General features: G+C 62.9%; 11 protein-coding genes. All 11 read right to left on the bottom strand.

Going from position 1 to position 17,513, the window contains the following annotated elements; translation table 11 throughout:
• Positions 1 to 13 precede the first annotated feature (13 nt).
• A complete protein-coding gene (locus E4T66_RS05995) occupies positions 14 to 979 on the bottom strand; it encodes an NAD(P)H-dependent flavin oxidoreductase (protein WP_136847981.1) in 966 nt (321 codons plus the stop codon).
• A gap of 132 nt (positions 980 to 1,111) precedes the next feature.
• Complete coding sequence (locus E4T66_RS06000; protein WP_136847982.1) at positions 1,112 to 3,178, bottom strand: acetoacetate--CoA ligase; 2,067 nt, start codon at positions 3,176 to 3,178, stop codon at positions 1,112 to 1,114.
• A gap of 6 nt (positions 3,179 to 3,184) precedes the next feature.
• The gene (locus tag E4T66_RS21310; protein ID WP_169577497.1) at positions 3,185 to 3,355 is read right to left on the bottom strand and encodes a hypothetical protein; all 171 of its coding nucleotides are present in this window, start codon (positions 3,353 to 3,355) and stop codon (positions 3,185 to 3,187) included.
• A gap of 229 nt (positions 3,356 to 3,584) precedes the next feature.
• Positions 3,585 to 6,329: a LuxR C-terminal-related transcriptional regulator gene (locus E4T66_RS06005; protein ID WP_136847983.1), complete on the bottom strand. Its 2,745-nt coding sequence runs from the start codon at positions 6,327 to 6,329 to the stop codon at positions 3,585 to 3,587.
• Between the two features lie 137 nt (positions 6,330 to 6,466).
• Positions 6,467 to 7,483: an NADP-dependent oxidoreductase gene (locus tag E4T66_RS06010; RefSeq protein WP_136847984.1), complete on the bottom strand. Its 1,017-nt coding sequence runs from the start codon at positions 7,481 to 7,483 to the stop codon at positions 6,467 to 6,469.
• Positions 7,484 to 7,610: 127 nt separating this feature from the next.
• On the bottom strand, positions 7,611 to 8,378 hold the full coding sequence (locus E4T66_RS06015) for an SDR family NAD(P)-dependent oxidoreductase (RefSeq protein WP_169577498.1): 768 nt from the start codon (positions 8,376 to 8,378) through the stop codon (positions 7,611 to 7,613).
• 300 nt (positions 8,379 to 8,678) lie between these two features.
• Positions 8,679 to 10,058, bottom strand: coding sequence for a DUF1329 domain-containing protein (locus E4T66_RS06020; protein WP_136847986.1), 1,380 nt, complete (start codon positions 10,056 to 10,058; stop codon positions 8,679 to 8,681).
• Positions 10,059 to 10,167: 109 nt separating this feature from the next.
• Complete coding sequence (locus E4T66_RS06025; protein WP_211242771.1) at positions 10,168 to 12,078, bottom strand: DUF1302 family protein; 1,911 nt, start codon at positions 12,076 to 12,078, stop codon at positions 10,168 to 10,170.
• Between the two features lie 107 nt (positions 12,079 to 12,185).
• On the bottom strand, positions 12,186 to 13,163 hold the full coding sequence (locus E4T66_RS06030; protein WP_136847988.1) for a WD40/YVTN/BNR-like repeat-containing protein: 978 nt from the start codon (positions 13,161 to 13,163) through the stop codon (positions 12,186 to 12,188).
• A 63-nt stretch (positions 13,164 to 13,226) separates the two neighbouring features.
• Entirely contained in the window at positions 13,227 to 14,603 is a 1,377-nt protein-coding gene (locus tag E4T66_RS06035; RefSeq protein ID WP_136847989.1) for a DUF1329 domain-containing protein, read from the bottom strand.
• A 75-nt stretch (positions 14,604 to 14,678) separates the two neighbouring features.
• Positions 14,679 to 17,192 (bottom strand): efflux RND transporter permease subunit, encoded by a 2,514-nt coding sequence (locus tag E4T66_RS06040; RefSeq protein ID WP_136847990.1) that lies wholly within the window; start codon positions 17,190 to 17,192, stop codon positions 14,679 to 14,681.
• Positions 17,193 to 17,513: the final 321 nt, after the last annotated feature.

The raw sequence follows: 17,513 nt of genomic DNA on the forward strand, positions 1-17,513 counted from the left end.
GCCGCAATGAACCTCAGGCCTGGAGCACGCGGGCGCGCGCTGCGGCGTACTCGCGCTTCAGACGCTCGACCACGGCCGCCGCCGGTTCGACGGTCTTGACCGCACCAATACCCTGGCCGCAACCCCAGATATCCTTCCAGGCCTTCTTGTCGGTATTGCCGCCGGAGCCGAAGTCCATCGTGCTGACGTCGCCCTCGGGCAGCTTGTCCGGATCCATGCCGGCCCTGACGATCGATGGCTTCAGGTAGTTGCCGTGCACGCCGGTGAACAGGCTGGAGTAGACGATGTCATCGGCGCCGCAGTCGACGATCATCTGCTTGTAGGCCGGATCGGCGTTGGCTTCTTCCGTCGCAATAAAGGCCGAGCCGATGTAGGCCAGATCGGCGCCCATGGCCTGCGCCGCCAGCACCGCGCCGCCGCTGGCGATCGAACCGGACAGCAGCAACGGGCCATCGAACCATTCGCGGATTTCCTGGATCAGCGCGAACGGCGACAGCCGCCCGGCGTGTCCGCCGGCACCCGCCGCAACCGCGATCAGGCCGTCCGCGCCCTTTTCGATCGCCTTGCGCGCAAACGTGTTGTTGATGATGTCGTGCAGCACGATGCCGCCATAACTGTGCACGGCGTCATTGACGTCGGTGCGCGCACCCAGCGAGGTGATCACGATCGGCACCTTGTACTTCACGCACATCTCCAGATCGTGCTGCAGACGATCATTGGACTTGTGCACGATCTGGTTGACGGCAAACGGCGCCGATGGTTGGTCAGGATGCGCCGCATCCCATTCCGCCAGCTCACTGGTGATGCGCTTGAGCCACTCTTCCAGCTTCGGCGCCGGGCGCGCATTCAGCGCAGGAAACGAACCGACCACACCGGCCTTGCACTGCGCGATCACCAGATCTGGATTGGAAATGATGAACAGCGGTGAACCGACCACCGGCACGCTGAGACGACCCTGCAGAACCTTGGGCAATGCCATGAACTCACTCCTCGATGAATAATTCTTGGGCGCAGTCGCGGCGTTGCGGCGGGCCATGAAGGCGCCGCATGCGACCGATGCGCGGAGTCAGCGATAGTCGGTTGCCGCGGACACAGTGTCAAATAGACTGAATCAGCCGGCCTGACGGCGCCCCGAACTTTCGGTTGGCATTGCGTTCCGGGCGAAATCGATGAAGGTGTCGATCGCGCCCGGGTTCAACATGGCATCGCGGCTGGCGGCTTTCTCCAGCGGCCAGCCCATCAAAAGCTTGCGCACCGGCACCTCCATTTTCTTGCCGGTCAGTGTGTACGGAATCTGTGCCACCGCATGAATCTCGTCGGGGACATGGCGTGGACTGCAGTCGGCACGCAGCCGCTGATTGATCGACGACACCAGCGCGGCGTCCAGCGCAACCCCGGGCTTGAGCTGAACGAACAACGGCATGTAGAACTTGCCACCCGGCAGTTCGCAGCACACCGCGAGACTGTCCGCGACACCCTCGACCTGCTCGACCGCACGGTAGATTTCGGCCGTGCCGATACGCACGCCATACCGGTTCAGGGTCGAGTCCGAGCGCCCGTAGATGTAGCAGCCGCCACGCGCATTGATCTTGATGAAATCGCCATGGCGCCAGACGTCGCTGCCATCGGCCTGATGGAAGGTATCGAAGTAGGACTCCCGGTAGCGCCGGCCATCGGCGTCATTCCAGAAATACAGCGGCATCGACGGAAACGGGCTCGTCACCACCAGCTCGCCGACTTCGTCGATCAACTCCTCGCCGTTGTCACTCCAGGCATGCACATCCATGCCCAGCATCCGGCACTGGATCTCGCCGGCATACACCGGCAAGGTCGGTGATGCGCCGACAAAGCCGGTCGCCGCCTCGGTGCCGCCGGACTGGGATGTCACCCACAGATCCCGCTTCACGCAGTCGTACAACCAGGCAAAAGTCTCCGGCGTCGACGGCGATCCACCGACCATGATCGCCTCGAGTTTCGACAGATCGTATGCCTGCGCCGGGCGCATGCCGGCCTTCTCCATCATCTGCACGAAGGTGGGGCTGGCACCGAAGAAGGTGGTGCCGGTGTCGGCCGCCAGCTTCCACAGCAGATCCGGCTGTGGATGTACCGGACTGCCGTCGTACAGCACCGCTGCGCCGCCGGTCAGCAGCGCGGACAACACCAGATTCCACATGACCCAGCCGGTGGTGCTGTAGAAGAACATCGCCGAATGTGAGGACAGCCCGAAGTGAAAGTGCGCGAGCTTCAGATGTTCCACCAACGCACCAACGTGGCTGTGCACAATCGCCTTGGGCAGCCCGGTGGTGCCGGATGAAAACAGCACCCACAGCGGATGGTCATAGGCGACACGCGTGTAACTGAACGCCTCGCGCGCAACCGCCGGCTGATCCATCACTGCATGCCAGCGCGTCACCCGCGCCGGATGATCACCCGCGGCGAGCGCCGGCACCGCTGCATCCGCGTGCAGATACGGCAGCCAGATCACCTGGCGCAGGGACGGTAGCGCAGAAACGATACCGCGCACTTCGTCCTCGCGCGCGAAATCCTTGCCGCCGAAGCGATAGCCATCGGCGGCGAACAGCACCTTCGGCTCGATCTGAGCAAAGCGATCGACCACGGTCTTGATGCCAAACTCGGGCGCCGCCGACGACCAGACCGCACCGATCGCTGCAGTCGCCATCATCGCCACCGCGGTTTCCGCAACGTTGGGCATGTAGGAAACCACGCGATCGCCGGGCTCCACCCCCATCGCGCGCAGCTGCGTCGCCAGGATCCGCACCTGCCCGGCCAGTTGCTGCAGGCTCAGCTGCGCCAGCGGCCGCAGCTCGGACAGATGATGCAGCGCCACCTTGTCCGCCGGCGCGTCGGCCTCGAAGCGCAACAGGTGCTCGACATAGTTCACCTGCGAGCCTTCGAACCACTTCGCGCCCTGCATCACCCGGCGGTCGATCACGGCCGTGTACGGCGTCGTCGACTGCACGTCGAAGTAATCCCAGATCGCCGCCCAGAACGCCTCGATGTCGTCCACCGACCAGCGCCACAGCGCGTGGTAGTCGGCAAATGACAGACCGCGCTGATCGCGCAACCAGTCGATGAACTTTGCGACGTTGCTGGCCTGCGCGAAAGCCGGCTGCGGCGTCCACAACAGCTGGCCTTCTTCCACGCTGTTCTGCCCCATGATTTTCTATTCCCCGCGCAGGCGACCGAGCCAGCCGAGCGCCGTGTCTGGACTCAGCGACTCTGGAATGCGCGTGTAAATTGCGCCCGCCGCCTGCGGCTCTTCAGCCGAGGCGCCAGCATCGAGATTGCGACCGCCCGGCGTGCCACCGTTATCAATGCTGACGAGTAGCCTCACTGCGATCCTCCATTGCACTTCTCGTCACGTCGTCAAGCGACGTGTACTGGTCTGTCTGTGCGTAGAGTTGTCGAAGGCCGGAAGGCTGTCCCCACCCTAAAGGATTGACCTGCAAGAAGTGTCTGGCAGCCACGCGCAAGCGCTGCTTTTTCGCAGTTATATCAATGCATTGAAGGAAGGCGGCAGGATTCTGCCGACGGCATCGGCGGAGCCCGGAAGCTGTAACAAACTACTCGATAAGCCCCAGATGCCGGGCGACGGCAATCGCCTGCACCCGGTTGCTGATCTGCAGCTTCTCGAAAATGTTGCGCAGGTGCCATTTAACGGTGTTGGTCGACACCGACAGACGCTCCGCCAGATCCTTGTTTGAAAGGCCCAGCGAGACATAACGCAACAGGTTGCGCTCCTTGTCGGTCAGGCTTTCAAACAGCTGCGGCGCGATCGCGGCATCTCCCGAAGCCTGCAGCACTTCCGGCACCGCGCCAACCACTTCACCGGCTTCGGCCAGCAGATAGTTCAGATAGGCCAGCAGAACATCCTGATGCCCCAGCTTGGGCAACTGATCGAAGCCGCGATGGGTTTCTTTCAGCAGCTGTATCAGCATCGGCCCTTCGTCGAGAAAGCTGCGCACGAATTCGCGCGGGGCGCCCAGCTCCAGTGCTTCCAGCAAGGAGCGCCGGGCACAGTTGTGGCGCCCTTCGGCGTTCTGCGCCAATGCCAGCATCACCGTCAGCTTCAGTTCGCGACGCCGGCGTCGCTGCGCCTTGGCGCGGCGGATCTGCGCCTGCAGCATGCTGCGCGCCTCACCACTGCGCCCGACATGGACCAGATAGCGCGCCACCGTCACGCTGCGGGCTTCGGTTTCGCCAGCGTGGAACAGCAGCGCATCGTCATCAGCGTCATGATCCGCCGGACTCAATTCACGCAAGCGCCGCTCGGCCAGGTCGAGGTCACCGGACAAGGTGGCCTGACGTGTGCGCTCGGCCTTCGCGTACGTCACCAGCCGCGCGAAATCATGCTGATAGCCGAGATACAGGGCGCGCTCCAGCACGTCCTCGGCCTGCGCACGGTCGCCGCGTTCGTACGCGATGCGCGCGCTGGTCAGCAGCATCGTCGCCAGCGGATCGACGATCGCCTGCTGCTCGGCCAGCTGGCCGTAGTCGTTCAGCAGCACCTGGGCGTCGGCCAGCTTGTTCTGCTCGTAATAGCCGTCGGCCAGATACACCGCCAGCACCGAGCCGGCGGTCACACTGCCGCTGGCCTCCTGCTCGGTATGGCGCAGCGCCGCGGACAGTCCGCGCATCGCGTCGGTGATACGACCTTCGGCGAGCAGCGACATCGCATAGATCGCTTCCTGGTAGGCCTGACCGAACAGCGAGCCTTCGCGGTCGAGCAAGGGGCGCGCCTTCAGCAGCAGCGTACGTGCCTCCTCGAACTGGCTGCGGCCGACCAGCCACACACCACGCGCGTTGTAGGTGATGGCCAACTGTGAGCCGTCAAGCTCGCTCAGGTGTCGCCAGGCCTGCTCGGCGCTGTGGCCGAGCTCCTCGATGCGGTCCTCGGCGGCGAGCACGAACAGACGCGCGTAGTCGTGCACAGCCTGCGCGCGCGCATCGGGCTGCGCCTGCAACTGGCGCGCGCGTGCATCGATCAGGCGGTTGGCCTTGTCGAAGGCCCGGCGGAAGCCGTAGGCGATGATCGCCGCATTGGCCAGATTCGGATGGCGCAGCAGCATTTCCGGCGGCAGTTCGTCGGCATAGCGCTCGATCAGGCCGAGCCGCTCCTGCGCGATCAGGCGGTCGATGACCGTTTCGAGCAGCTCCGCCGCCTGCTCGGGATCGCCGGCGTCGATGCAGTGCTGGATCGCCTCCTCGCGGCAGCCATGGCCGGCATACCAGTCGGCGATCTGACGCTGGCGCCGACGCAGCTCGGCCGGCGCGGTCTCCTGACGCATGCGCGTCAGGAGAAACTGGCGGAACAGGTTGTGGAAGCGATACCAGCTGCCCTCGAGATCCGCGTGGCCGAGAAACAGGCCGGCACGTTCGATCTCGTCGAGGACGGCCTGACCGTCCCCGGTGCCGGCGACAAAGCCGACCAGTTCACCGTTGAGTTTTTCCGGAACGCACAGGGCGAACAAGGTGGCCTGCAACTCAGGCGACAGGTGCTCAAACACATCCGTTGCCAAATAGCTGATCAGGTCCTGGGTCATGCCCTTGCCGGCATAGGCCAGACTGCGATGCTCGCGGCCACGCCGTATGCACAGGCGGAAGCACTGCAGCGCGGCCGGCCAGCCGTCGGTGCGACGATGGATGTCGGCGATATCCGCCGGCGTCAGCCCGGGCACCTCGCGAAAGAACTCACTGCATTCGTTGATGCCGAAACGCAGCTCGCTTTCATCGATCACGACCATCTGTTCACGCATGCGCAGACTGACCAGACGGTCGGATGGCAGCACACGCGACCCGATACACAGCTGCACGCCCTCTGGCAGCACGCGCACCACCTGCATGAACACGCCTTCGAGATCCGCGGTAAAGGCCTGCTCGAAATTGTCAACGACGATCAGGCCGCCGCCGCGCAGACGCCCAAGCGCGCGATTGAAATCCTGGATCGTCGGTGGGCGTGGATCGAGCCGGGCCTTGCGCTGACGCACGCGCTCGTCGAAACCATCGGCCGCGTCGCACAGCAGGCGCAGAAACTGCGCCGGATCGGCCGACTGCGCATCCATCCGCATCCAGGCGATCTGATCACCACGCGCGGCACGGTAGTCGCTGTATTGGCGCAGCAGGGTGGTCTTGCCGAAACCGGCCGGCCCCTGCACCAGCGCCAACGGCGCTTGATGATGGGCTTTCAGGCGATCCAGCGCAGCCTGACGCAGCACCAGAGAACGCGAGCCCGTGGAATCGGAGCGCGACGCCTCAAGGGAATCTGCGGCTGCCACACGGACCGCAAGCTTCGCGGTTCTGCGTGTCACCGGTTCTATTGCAACTGCGGGTTCCGCAGCTGTCTCCTCAACAGTTCGAGGCCGCATGGTAGCGCCGGCCTCGGGCGCCGACAAACGCCGCTTCGAAACTGCAACCGTGGCCACAAGCTCCATCGTCGTCACGCGCTTCAGCGCGGCTCGTCACCGATCCTGACCATCAGCTTGCCTTGATTACCGCCGCTGTAGAGCAGCTTCAGTGCGTCGACGGCGTTCTCCAGGCCATCGACCACGTGCAGTCGATACTTCAGCTTGCCTTGCTGCATCCAGCCGGCCAGCTGCATCTGATATTCCGGGTAGCGGTCCAGGTAGTCGAGGATCACGAAACCCTGAATCGTCAGTCGCCGCATGATGACGTTGCGGAACATGTAGGGGCCCGGCACCGGACCGGAGGCGTTGTAGGTCGAGATCAGACCGCAGATGACCACACGTCCGAAATCCTTCATCACCGTCAGGCCGGCATCCAGCACCTCGCCACCGACATTCTCGAACAGCACGTCGACGCCGTCAGGCGCCAGCGCCCGCAGGCGTTCGACCACATTCTCGTTCTTGTAGTCGACCACCGCGTCGTAACCCAATTCGCGCAGCCAGCCACACTTTTCGGCACCACCGGCGATGCCGATCGTGCGGCAGCCGTGAATCTTGGCGATCTGCCCCACCAGCATGCCGACCGCACCCGCGGCCGCAGTGACCAGGACGGTGTCGCCCGGCTTCGGCTTGCCGATCTCCATCAGACCGACCAGTGCGGTCGGACCGGCCACGGTCAGGATGCCAAAAGCGTCGGCCAGACTCAGACCCGGAATCGGCGGCAGCTTCTGCATCGCCGCACCGTTGTCGATGATGTAGTCCGACCAGCTGCTGAGCCCGGCCACCAGATCGCCCGCGGCATAATTGGAGTTGAGCGACTTCACAACCTCACCGACGACGAAACCGCGCATGCGATCGCCCAGATGCACCGGCTCCATGTAGATGTCCCAGTCGCTGAGCCAGACGCGGTTGGTCGCATCCAGCGACATGTACACCGCACGCACCAGAAACTCGCCGTCCTTGAGCGGGGGTAGCGGCTCTTCGCGCAGCACCAGGGTCTGGTCGTCGATATCGCCTGCGGGGCGCTGATTGAAATACCAGTGGCGTGCGCTGCTCGACATCGTCCATCTCCTCGGTATGTATTGGATTTCTGGTGGTCGCAGTCTGTAAGGATCGCAACTGTCCCGCACCACCCCAAAGGATAGGCCGGACGCCACGCGGGACTCCGGCCGGGATTTCCAGGCTCGGTTACATGTTCTCCAGCGTGGTGCTGATGACCCCGCCGTCGACCACCAGTTCGGCACCGGAAATGTAGCTGGCATAAGGCGAGCACAGGTACAGCACGGCATCGGCAATATCGTCGGCGCGACCCAGCCGCCGCAGCGGGATGTGCGTCGCCAGTTCGCGCTTGATCGTTTCCAGCGCCTCGCCTTCGCCATAGGCACGCAGGATCGGCGTATCGATGAATCCCGGCAGAATCACATTGGAGCGAACGCCGGGGTGCTCCTTGACCAGATCGTGGGTGAACTTGACCAGGCCAGCCTTGCACGCGCTGTAGCAGGCATGACCCGCGGCCTGGATCACCGCCGCGATCGACGCGATGTTGACGATGCAGCCACCGCTGCGCTCGAGCATCGGCAGCGCCGCCCGCGCTGCCAGCATCGGCCCTTTCAGCAGCACGTTGAACTGGAGGTCGATCGCGTCTTCGCTCAGCTCGGCGATCGATTGCAGTCGCGCCAGTCCGGCGTTGTTGATCAGTGCATCGAGACGTCCATGCTGCAATTCGATCCAGGCGATGCCCTCACCAATGGCGGGGGCGCTGCCGGCATCGAGCTGGCGCGTGACCCAGCGCGCCGCGACGTCCGGCTCCACCTCGATCGCGGCGAGCGCAGCGGCATCGATGTCGGTCGCCACCACCGTCGCGCCGGCGCCAAGGAACTGCCGCGCGATCGCCAGTCCGATACCCGATGCGGCGCCTGTGACCAGCACCACTTTGCCGTCGAACTCAAATGCCATGTCCTTCTCCTCGTCAGTTTGGGGTGGCTGACCGGACGACAGCCGACCTGATGTCTGCCGCAGTCTGCGCAGCATCGGGTGGTGCAGCCCTACCCCTATGGGCGGTGTCGCGCGGCATGTACGCCCGAGGCGGCGATGGCATCGAGCGGTGGGCGCCGGGTCCACGGGTCCAGGGCGCGCGCCTGTCACGGCAATACCCCATCGGGACAGGCAGCGCCTGCGTGGTGACGCTGTGCGGACGCAGCGACACCCGAGACACATGGAACCCGTGCGGGCGCACGGGTAGCGGACCGGAACAGCTCAGCTGCGCGCCAGGCGCGTCAGTGCGTTCTTGGTCAGATAGCGCTCGTAAGTGTCGGGGTTGTTGACCAGCATCTGGTGCCCGCCACTGACTTCCTTGACCTGCTCAAGGCGCGTCATGCGACCGGTCTGCACATCGAAAGCATGCACGTGCCCCCACGACCAGTACGGATGCGCGCCGTCCATCACCGACTTTTCGCCCGCTTCGTAAAGGCCGTAGGCGCCGTCAAAGGAGCGGAACACGTCGCCGCGTCGGTCGTAGGACACCATCGCCACCGGCAACAGCGTGCGTGCGTCAAACCACACGCGCTTCTTCGCTACCGGCGCGCGTGGAAACTTCACCGGCTCGGCGTCGACGATGATCGTCTCCGGCACCAGCTCGACCTCGGTATCCCAGAACATCTGACCGTCCTTGCCGCCATGGGTGCTGTGCTCCCAGTTCGGATGCCCGGGATTCCAGCCGCCGGAAATGCCGGCCAGCAGCGGCCCGCGCCCGACGATGGTGTAGTTGCCCCAGGTATGCAGCGGATCGCCCGCGGCCCAGGCATCGGACAGATACAGTGAGCCGCCCGGCACCAGCGGCTCGAAGCGCTGATCGGTCGGAAACTGGCGGATGCGCTTGAATGCCGGAATGTAGCCGTACAGTTCCGGGAAGGTGTTCTGGTCGTAATCCCAGATATTCAGATACGAGGTACCGAGGAAATCGTTCGGCGCCGTGAAGACGATGCTCTGATAGCGCAACTTGTCCTCGTGGCCGGGCCAGTACGGCTTGGGATCCATGCTGACGCGCGCAATCGGCGACAGCTCGGCCCAGGCGCCTTCGTAGCGATAGGCCAGCGAGCCGTCGGGATCAAGGTCATATTCCTTGAACGCATACAGCGATGCGTCGTGTCGACCCCAGCTCATTGTCTGCCCCGCGAAGACCTCGAGCGCCGATTGCGGGTCCGGAAACGGCGAGCCGCCGATCCAGGGCTTGCCGTCGTCGTTGACGACATTGCCGCGGGCATCAAAGCGCGCGCGTCCCTTGTTGCGGAAGGTCGCCTCCAGATATTCCCATGGGCTCAGACGCATCACATCGGTGGTGGTGGGAACCACCTTGAGCTGACGCCCGAGTTTGCGCACCTGATAGAGCTTGGCCGGCTCCATCAGATCCGCCACCAGATCGACATTGTCGGCGGTGATCAGATCGCCGGACTTGATCTTGCCGTGGGTATAGGCATCAAGCGACAGCAGTTCATCAGGATAGGCCTTGGTGATATCGCCACTGGCCGCCATGGCCTTGTACAGCGGCATCAGCACCCCGGTTGCCAGCACGCCGCGCAGCATCTGCCCCAGAAAGTGACGGCGGCTGTAGCCGCCGTCATATCGTCTTATGTGCATCGCTGCTCCCGGTGTCGCATCACCCGCGACGGGCTTTGGCATCCCTTCCGTAAAGAGAGTGCACGGCGGCGACACGCGCCGCCGGCACTAACGGGGGGAGAACCGTGCATCAAAATTGGTAGCTGACCCTCAACGCCAACTCGTCGGCCCATTCCGCGGACGACAAGGCGTTGCTGTTGGGATTGCCGCTGACCGTGTCGATGTAGTTGTAGAACGCCTCGACGGTGAAATTGCCGTTGGGCTTCCAGCGCACCGCCGGCTGCAGCAACAGCCCACCTTCGGCGTCATACAGCGCAGCGAAATCGGCACGCCAGACCAGACTTGGGAACGGTTGCTGGAACGCCAGCACCAGATAGTTCGAACCGTGATCGATGCCCCCTGTGGTCGAGATGGACTCTTCCGGGGTCGCGCCGAAGCCACTCAGATGCCGGCCGAAGATGTCGCTCTCGGACTTGTGCATGTACTGAAACACAAAGTACGTGGCCGGGAACGCCTGCGTGAAACGGTGGTACTTCTCCATCACCAGCGCAGTGGTCCATTCGTCATGCTCGATGAATTTCTGTCCGAGCGTGATATTGGTGAACTTGCGATCCGGCACATAGGTGGCTTCGAGATTGATGATCAGCTGATCCAGGAAGGACCCCGGTTCGCCGAGTACCACGTAGCTGGTGCCCAATCCGAAGACGCGTTCGCGGAAGTACTGACGTTCGATGTGCCCCCGCAAACCGCCCGACAGCTGGAAGAACAGATCCAGCTCACGGCGCGCAGCTTCGTCAGAGTCGACCGGCTGCGCCAGCAGCAGCGCGGTCGCCGGGAAGTCCTCGATGGACGCGTTCAGCCCCTCACGCGCATCGAGACGTGCCATCGCCGCGTAGGTGAACCATTCTTCCGCCGAATGCACGCCGGTGGGGTCGACCTCGAAGGGGGTCTGCGCCAGGATCGCCCCGGTCGCGGGAATGCTCCCGCCCAGCAGATCGACCACACCCTGCAGGATGTTGCCGAGATTGTCGGTCAAGCCCGGAATCACATTGGGCAGCTCGCCCGGCAACCCGCGATTAACGTCCGACTTGGTCCAGCGGAACACCCCGTCGGGGTTGTAGCGATAGGCATAGATCGCCTGCACGCCGAAGTCGCCAATACTGCCGCGAATGCGCGCGCCATAGTTGATCTTGTCGCTGTAGTCATCGTAGTAGTCGCGTACCGTGAACTGCGATGCGATGACGTTGTACGGCGTGTTGGCGTTGCTATAAATGGTGGACTGGAATTTCTGCGCGAAGCTGTCCAGTTCCCAGCTCTCGCTGAGCTGGTAGGACACGCGCAGTCCCAATGCTGGCACACGCTTGTCCGAATATTCCTCCGAAGCAAAGTCGAGAATCGAGTGACGCCGGAAGTCCAGGCCGTTGGGCACGTCGAGCACCCGGAAGAACAGCGCCTGGCCCCAGGCAATCTGCTGATTGCCGGCACGGATCAGCAGCGGGCCGTTCTGATAATCGACATACAGCGTCGGGATGTCGACCATGTAGTCGCGGCCCGCCCATTCCATTGGATTGGCGCGCCCGCCGCCTTCGATCGCGTACTCGAAATAATTCGGTTCCTGGTAGAAGTTGCAGCAGGCCTGACTGTCGACCTGCCGCGGATTGAACTCGTCGTAGATCACCGGATCGAAGATCGCGCGCACGCTGCCGATCAGGTTGAAGTTAGAGCTGATCTTGTAGCCGAGGTCCAGACGCCCGCGCACGTACATCAGATTGAAGTCGTTGTCGGTCTCGGCAACCTGCCGCGTCTCCACGTCATTGAACAGACCGACTTCACTGGGCGGAATGCCGCCGCTGCGCTCGACTGCAACTCCATTGAAGAGATTGCCGCCCTGATTGAACGGATTCTCGTCGCCACCCAGCTTGTAGGCCGACTCGAACCGCAGGAAGCCGCTGAAATTCAGGTTGCCGAATCCACCATCGGCCAAGGCGTTACCCGACATTGCCGCAATGACGGCCACAACCGCGCTCTTGGCGAACTTCATCGATTGAAGGTCCATATAGTTATTGCTCCTCTTTGTAATGCCCGCCGCTGCACTTGCCCCTACCCCACCGCCGGCCGGCTCCGGATCAAACCTCGAGCGACATCGGATCAGCTGCCATCGCCGACGCGTGCAATCCGCTCGGTCTGCCCCACCACGATCACATCCCTGCTGTCTGCCGCCGAAGCGGTGCCGACGTACCAAACCCGTCCGACATCGCCATCCCGCACCTGCTGCCAGCTCGCACCGTCGTCTTCACTCACCAGCATCTCGCGCATGCCGGGGACCACCACGCGACCATCCTCTGCGGCGTAGACACCCAGCAAATTGGCGTTGGTCGGCACATCGACATGCGTCCACTGCTCTCCGCCGTCGACTGTCTTCAGCAGCGTGCCGGTCTGGCCCACGGCATAACCGACACCGTCGGCGCGAACGTGGATCGCGAACAGAGAGGCGTCCCCCTGGTTGCGTCGGCTCCAGCTCAGGCCGCCATCGGCGCTCTGCAGAATCAGCCCGGACTCGCCGACCACCAGAAACCGGTTCTCACCCAGGGCCTGTACCGCGTACAGGTGCGGCTCCAGTCCGCCGTCGATCAACGAGGCCCAGTCGACCGGGACCGCACTCCACTGCCGTCCGCCGTCTTCGGAGCGCAGCACAACACCGAAGGACCCGACCGCAACCGCGTGGCCTGACGCGTCGACGTCGACGCCCATCAGGCGCTCCTGGGTTCCGGTGGCAACCGTCGACCACCGCCCGTCAGCGCTGCGCACCGTGGCAATGCCCATCTGACCTACCGCGATCCGGTTGCTACCGTTGACCGCGACTGCCAGCAGCGTCAGCTTGGTATCTGTCGGCTCCGGGGCCCAGCTCGCGCCGCCATCGGCGCTGCGCATGACACGACCTTCAGCGCCAACGGTGTAGCCTTCCCCGCCGGCGAAGGCGACATCGAACAGTGCGCGATGCGCGGTACCGATCTGCACACGCTGCAATTGCATCGCCGACGCCGGCCACGGCGCTGCAAGCGTTGCCAGCAGGACTCCGGCCGCAACGGCATGACGATGCAGACTGCTGAACGAAATACGCTTCATCGAAAACCTCCAGCCTGCGCCGCCGGCTCGCGGCCAGCGGCGCAGCGCATGTGGTGACAGCACTCAGGTGCCCAGACGCTGAATCGCGGTCGTCGTCATGAACTTGTTGTAGACGTCGTCGCTGCCGGCCGAGAGCTCGCTCTTGTAGCCGCCCGAGCAGCTCTCGGTATGCATGATCCGGCTCATGCGATTGGACTGGACGTCGTGGCTGTGCAGGTACGTCCACGACCAGTCCGGATTGCCGTTGGCATCCTTGATCACCGTGCCGCCATCCTCGTACCGCGACCAGCCTGCCTCGAACGATTTCCACACATCGCCGCGCCGGTCGAAGGTGTTGTAGGCAACAAACAGCTGATTGCGGGTATCGATCCAGATGCGCTTCTTGCCAACCGGTGAACGCGGATACCCAGTAGGCTCGGCCTCGAGCACGATGCACTCCGGCACCAGCTGCATCTTGCTGTCCCAGAACGTCTTGCCCTTGGGCCCACCATGGGTGCCTGCTTCCCAGTTCTTCTTCGAGCCCGAGAAATTCCCGGCCACCGCACCCAGCATCGGCTGGCGACCGACGATCTTGTAGTTGCCCCAGGTCAACATCGGATCGCCTGCGGCCCAGGCATCAGACAGGAACCAGGTCACGCCGGGCACGAGCGGCTCGAAGCGCTGATTGGTCGGGAACTGACGCACACGCTTGAACGCCGGCAGATAGCCGTACAGGTCCGGGAACTTGTTCTGATCGTAGTGCCAGGAGCTGAGAAACGCGGTACCGCCGATGTCATTGGGCGCCGTGAACCACACCGACTGGAAACGCAGCATGTCGGCCTTGTTCTGGAACACGGTGCCGTCGAGACGACCCGTGGCCTGCAGCTCGGCCCAGACAAAATCGTACTGATAGGCCTCACTGCCGTCCGGCGCGATGTCCCATTGCCGGATCGCATACTGGCAGTAGTCGTGACGCCCCCACGACAGCGTGATGTTGGCGATCACTTCTTCGCCGGTTTTCGGGTCGGGGAACGGCAACCCGCCGATCCACGCTTTCTTGCCCGGCGCGTAGATATTTCCATCCGCACCGATCTCGGCCTTGCCCTGGTTCTTCAGCGTCGCTTCGAGGAACGCGTTGGGAAACAGCACCGAAGCGTCCTTGACCGATTCAACGATCTCGATGCGGCGGCCCATTTCCTTCACCTGCATGTAGGAAATAGGATCGAGCAGATCCTTGACCACATCGACGTTGGCCGCCGTGATGAAATCACCCGGCTTGATCTTGCCCTTGGTGTACATCTCGATCGACAGCAACTCATCGGGATACGCCTTGCTGATGTCCGCACCGTTGGCAATCAGCGGCCACATCGGTGCCAACACACCCGCGGACGCGATGCCCTTGAGCGTCTTCTCCATGAACATGCGACGCGAATAATTGAAGTCGTATTTCCTGATATGCATGTGTAGCTCCTCCGGGTATCTGATTCCCTGATGACGCTCGCAATGACCCGAGTACGGGCTTGAAACCGACAGCGCCTATCCCGCCGCCGGCGACGGGTCCACGGTGGACTCCGTACCCGACGGGTATGACGGCGTGGATGCACCGGGCCCGACCGCCTCGCGCCGATGCGCGGCGCCATGGCCCGATGATGTGAACTTGGAGAGGTCGACGCTCTCGCCAACCAGCAGATCGTTGCGGCTGACAAACTTGGGCTTGATCAGCCACACCAACAGTGGCACCACGACCAGCGCAATGACCATGTTGATCAGCATCGTCAGCACCAGCAGCAGACCCATGTCGGCCAGGAACTTCAGGCCGGACAGGAAGTACCACGGTGCAATACCCAGCAGCATGATGGTGGCGGTGAACATGATCGCCTTGCCGGTGGTCGTCAGCGCCGAAGTGATCGCGCCGCCGTAGTCCGGATTCTCGGCATCGAATTCCTCGCACACCCGGCTCAGCAGATAGATTCCGTAATCGATGCCGACGCCGACGCCGATGGCCGCAACCATCAGCGAATTGATATCCAGGCCGACGCCCATCGCCGACATCGTCGCAACCAGAATCATGTTCGACAGGTTGACCGGAATCAGCAGCACGATGCCGGCGACAACCGAGCGATAGGCCAAACTGCACACCACCAGAATGACCAGATTCAGGAACGCCAGGATGCGCCATTCGTAGGCAGCGACCGTGTCATTCATCGCCTGTTGCAGGGCGATCGTGCCAGTGCCCAGACGCACGCGGAACGCGTCGTGGTCGATGCCCACCGCATCGACCGCCTTGCGTGCGCTGGCAAGAGCGGCGTCAACCGTTTCCTGCTTGTTGTCCTTGTACCAGAGCGACACGGTCGAATTCTGTTGTTCGAAGTCGACCACATGCGAGAACGCCTTGGCACTGCTGCCGAGCATGATGGCCGTGGCTGCGGCGTTGACCGCCTCCGGCGTGCGATCAACCGCCAGCCATTTCGGGTTGCCGCCCGCATACAGACGATTGCCTTCGGCCAGATAGTCGGCAAACGACAGGGTTGCCCGAGGCGGCGCGTCACCTTCTTCGATCAGGCCCTGCAGCGCCTGCATCGTGAATACGGTATCGGCCTGACGCGCAACCCGATTCGGGTTCTTGGCATCCTTGGCCTCCAGCACGATCTCCAGCGTGTTCACACCCGGGAAATTGCTGTTGATACTCGAGACCGCGGTGTTGAATTCCGAGTCTTCCCACAGCAGATTGCTGCCTTCAACAGGATTACCGATCTTGACCTGCGCCGAGCTGTACAGCGCCAGCAGACCAACAACCACGAGCACCGCCGTGGTGACGCGCGCAGTGCGGCCGTAGGTCAGCTTCGCGAGTCCGCGCAAGACGTGCTTGATGCCCGCGTGTACACCACCCTGTCCGGTCTTGCCGATGATGCGATCGATGTTCTTCGGCGGCGGCAGTACCGACAACAGCAGCGGTGCCAGAATCACACCGGTCGGAATCAGCATCATTGCCCAGAAACCGCAGAACAGCGCAAAACGCTCCATCGCGGGAATCGGCGCCAGTGCGATCAGGAAAATGCCGGCAGCGTCGGTCACGATGCCGAGAATGCTGGGCGCCATCATCACGCTGGTGGTGATCTTGGCAGCCTCGACGCGATCACCCACTTCCGCATAAATCTCGTAATAGCGCTCGGCGAACTGCACGCAGTGACTGAACGATCGTGCAACGAGCAACAGCGGCACGATCATCAGCAACGGTTCAATCGGCGAGTGCAACCAGCCTGCAAACCCGAAGCCCCAGATCGCACAGACCGCGCTGGCGATCAGCGGTGTCAGCACGCCGGCGACGTTCTGCATGTAGATGACCAGCGCCAGCACCAGAGCGCTCAGGGTCACGGCAAAGATCAGAATCATCTGGGCTTCATACTGATAGACCCATCCGGTCAGCGCCGGCTGTCCAGCCAGGTGAACGTCGTGATGTTCGTCACGCCCCTGTTCGACCAGCCCCTGTACGTAGTCGAAAGCTTCACCGTAGTCGAGTCTGGATTCGATGAACGTCGCATTGATCAGCGTGCTCGATCCATCCGTCGAAACCAGAAAATTGCGTACAGCCGGCGAGCTTTCCAAACGCTCACGGAACTGCGCGAGCTCCTCCGCTGACTGCGGAACATGGTCTTCCATCAACGGCCGCACATCGATGCCGTAAGGCGTCGCCTCGGCATACCGCGCCTTCTCGGTCGCGATCGACAGCACCTGGTCGTGATCGACACCCGGCGCGAGATCGATATCGCGGGTGAACTTCCAGACTTTCTGCAGGGTTTCGGTGTTGTAAATGTCACCGTCCTTGCGCTGGATCATCACCGTCATCGTCAACGGATTTCCGAAATTCGGGTGATCGCGGTAGGTCTCGGCATATGGATGGCCGACCGGCAGGAGATCAGAAAAAATCGTCTTGAGCTGGACATTCGGCAGACCGGCGCCGAGAAAGATCGTGATACCGATCAGAATTGCCGCAGAAATCCATCGGTGACCGAGAAACCACTGGGCAATTGCGTAGCGAATCGTGCGCATCGATCGTTTTCCGTGCAGGGGGTCAGCAAATCAGCAGCATTACGGGCAGGCATGGAACCCGTTGCGGGCACCCTGGAATCAACTGCCGGGCAGTCTCGTTTCGCACGCTATCGCTCCTCCGCGCATATCGCACAATGGACCGCCTTGAGGCGGATCCGGAATGTTCTTCGTCGCTGTGTCGCGACTGGTACCTCATTGCCGCCGCAGTCTAGGAGCGCGGCAAATCGACCCACACCACACTAACGGGTAGTTTTGATTTTGCTGCGCCGCAGCGTGAATTTTCGGCTCGGTCAGGCGCGGGCATCGATTGGGCTACACTCT

The organism is Sinimarinibacterium arenosum (assembly GCF_005047655.1).
In the GTDB taxonomy this organism is placed as follows: Bacteria; Pseudomonadota; Gammaproteobacteria; order Nevskiales; family Nevskiaceae; genus Solimonas.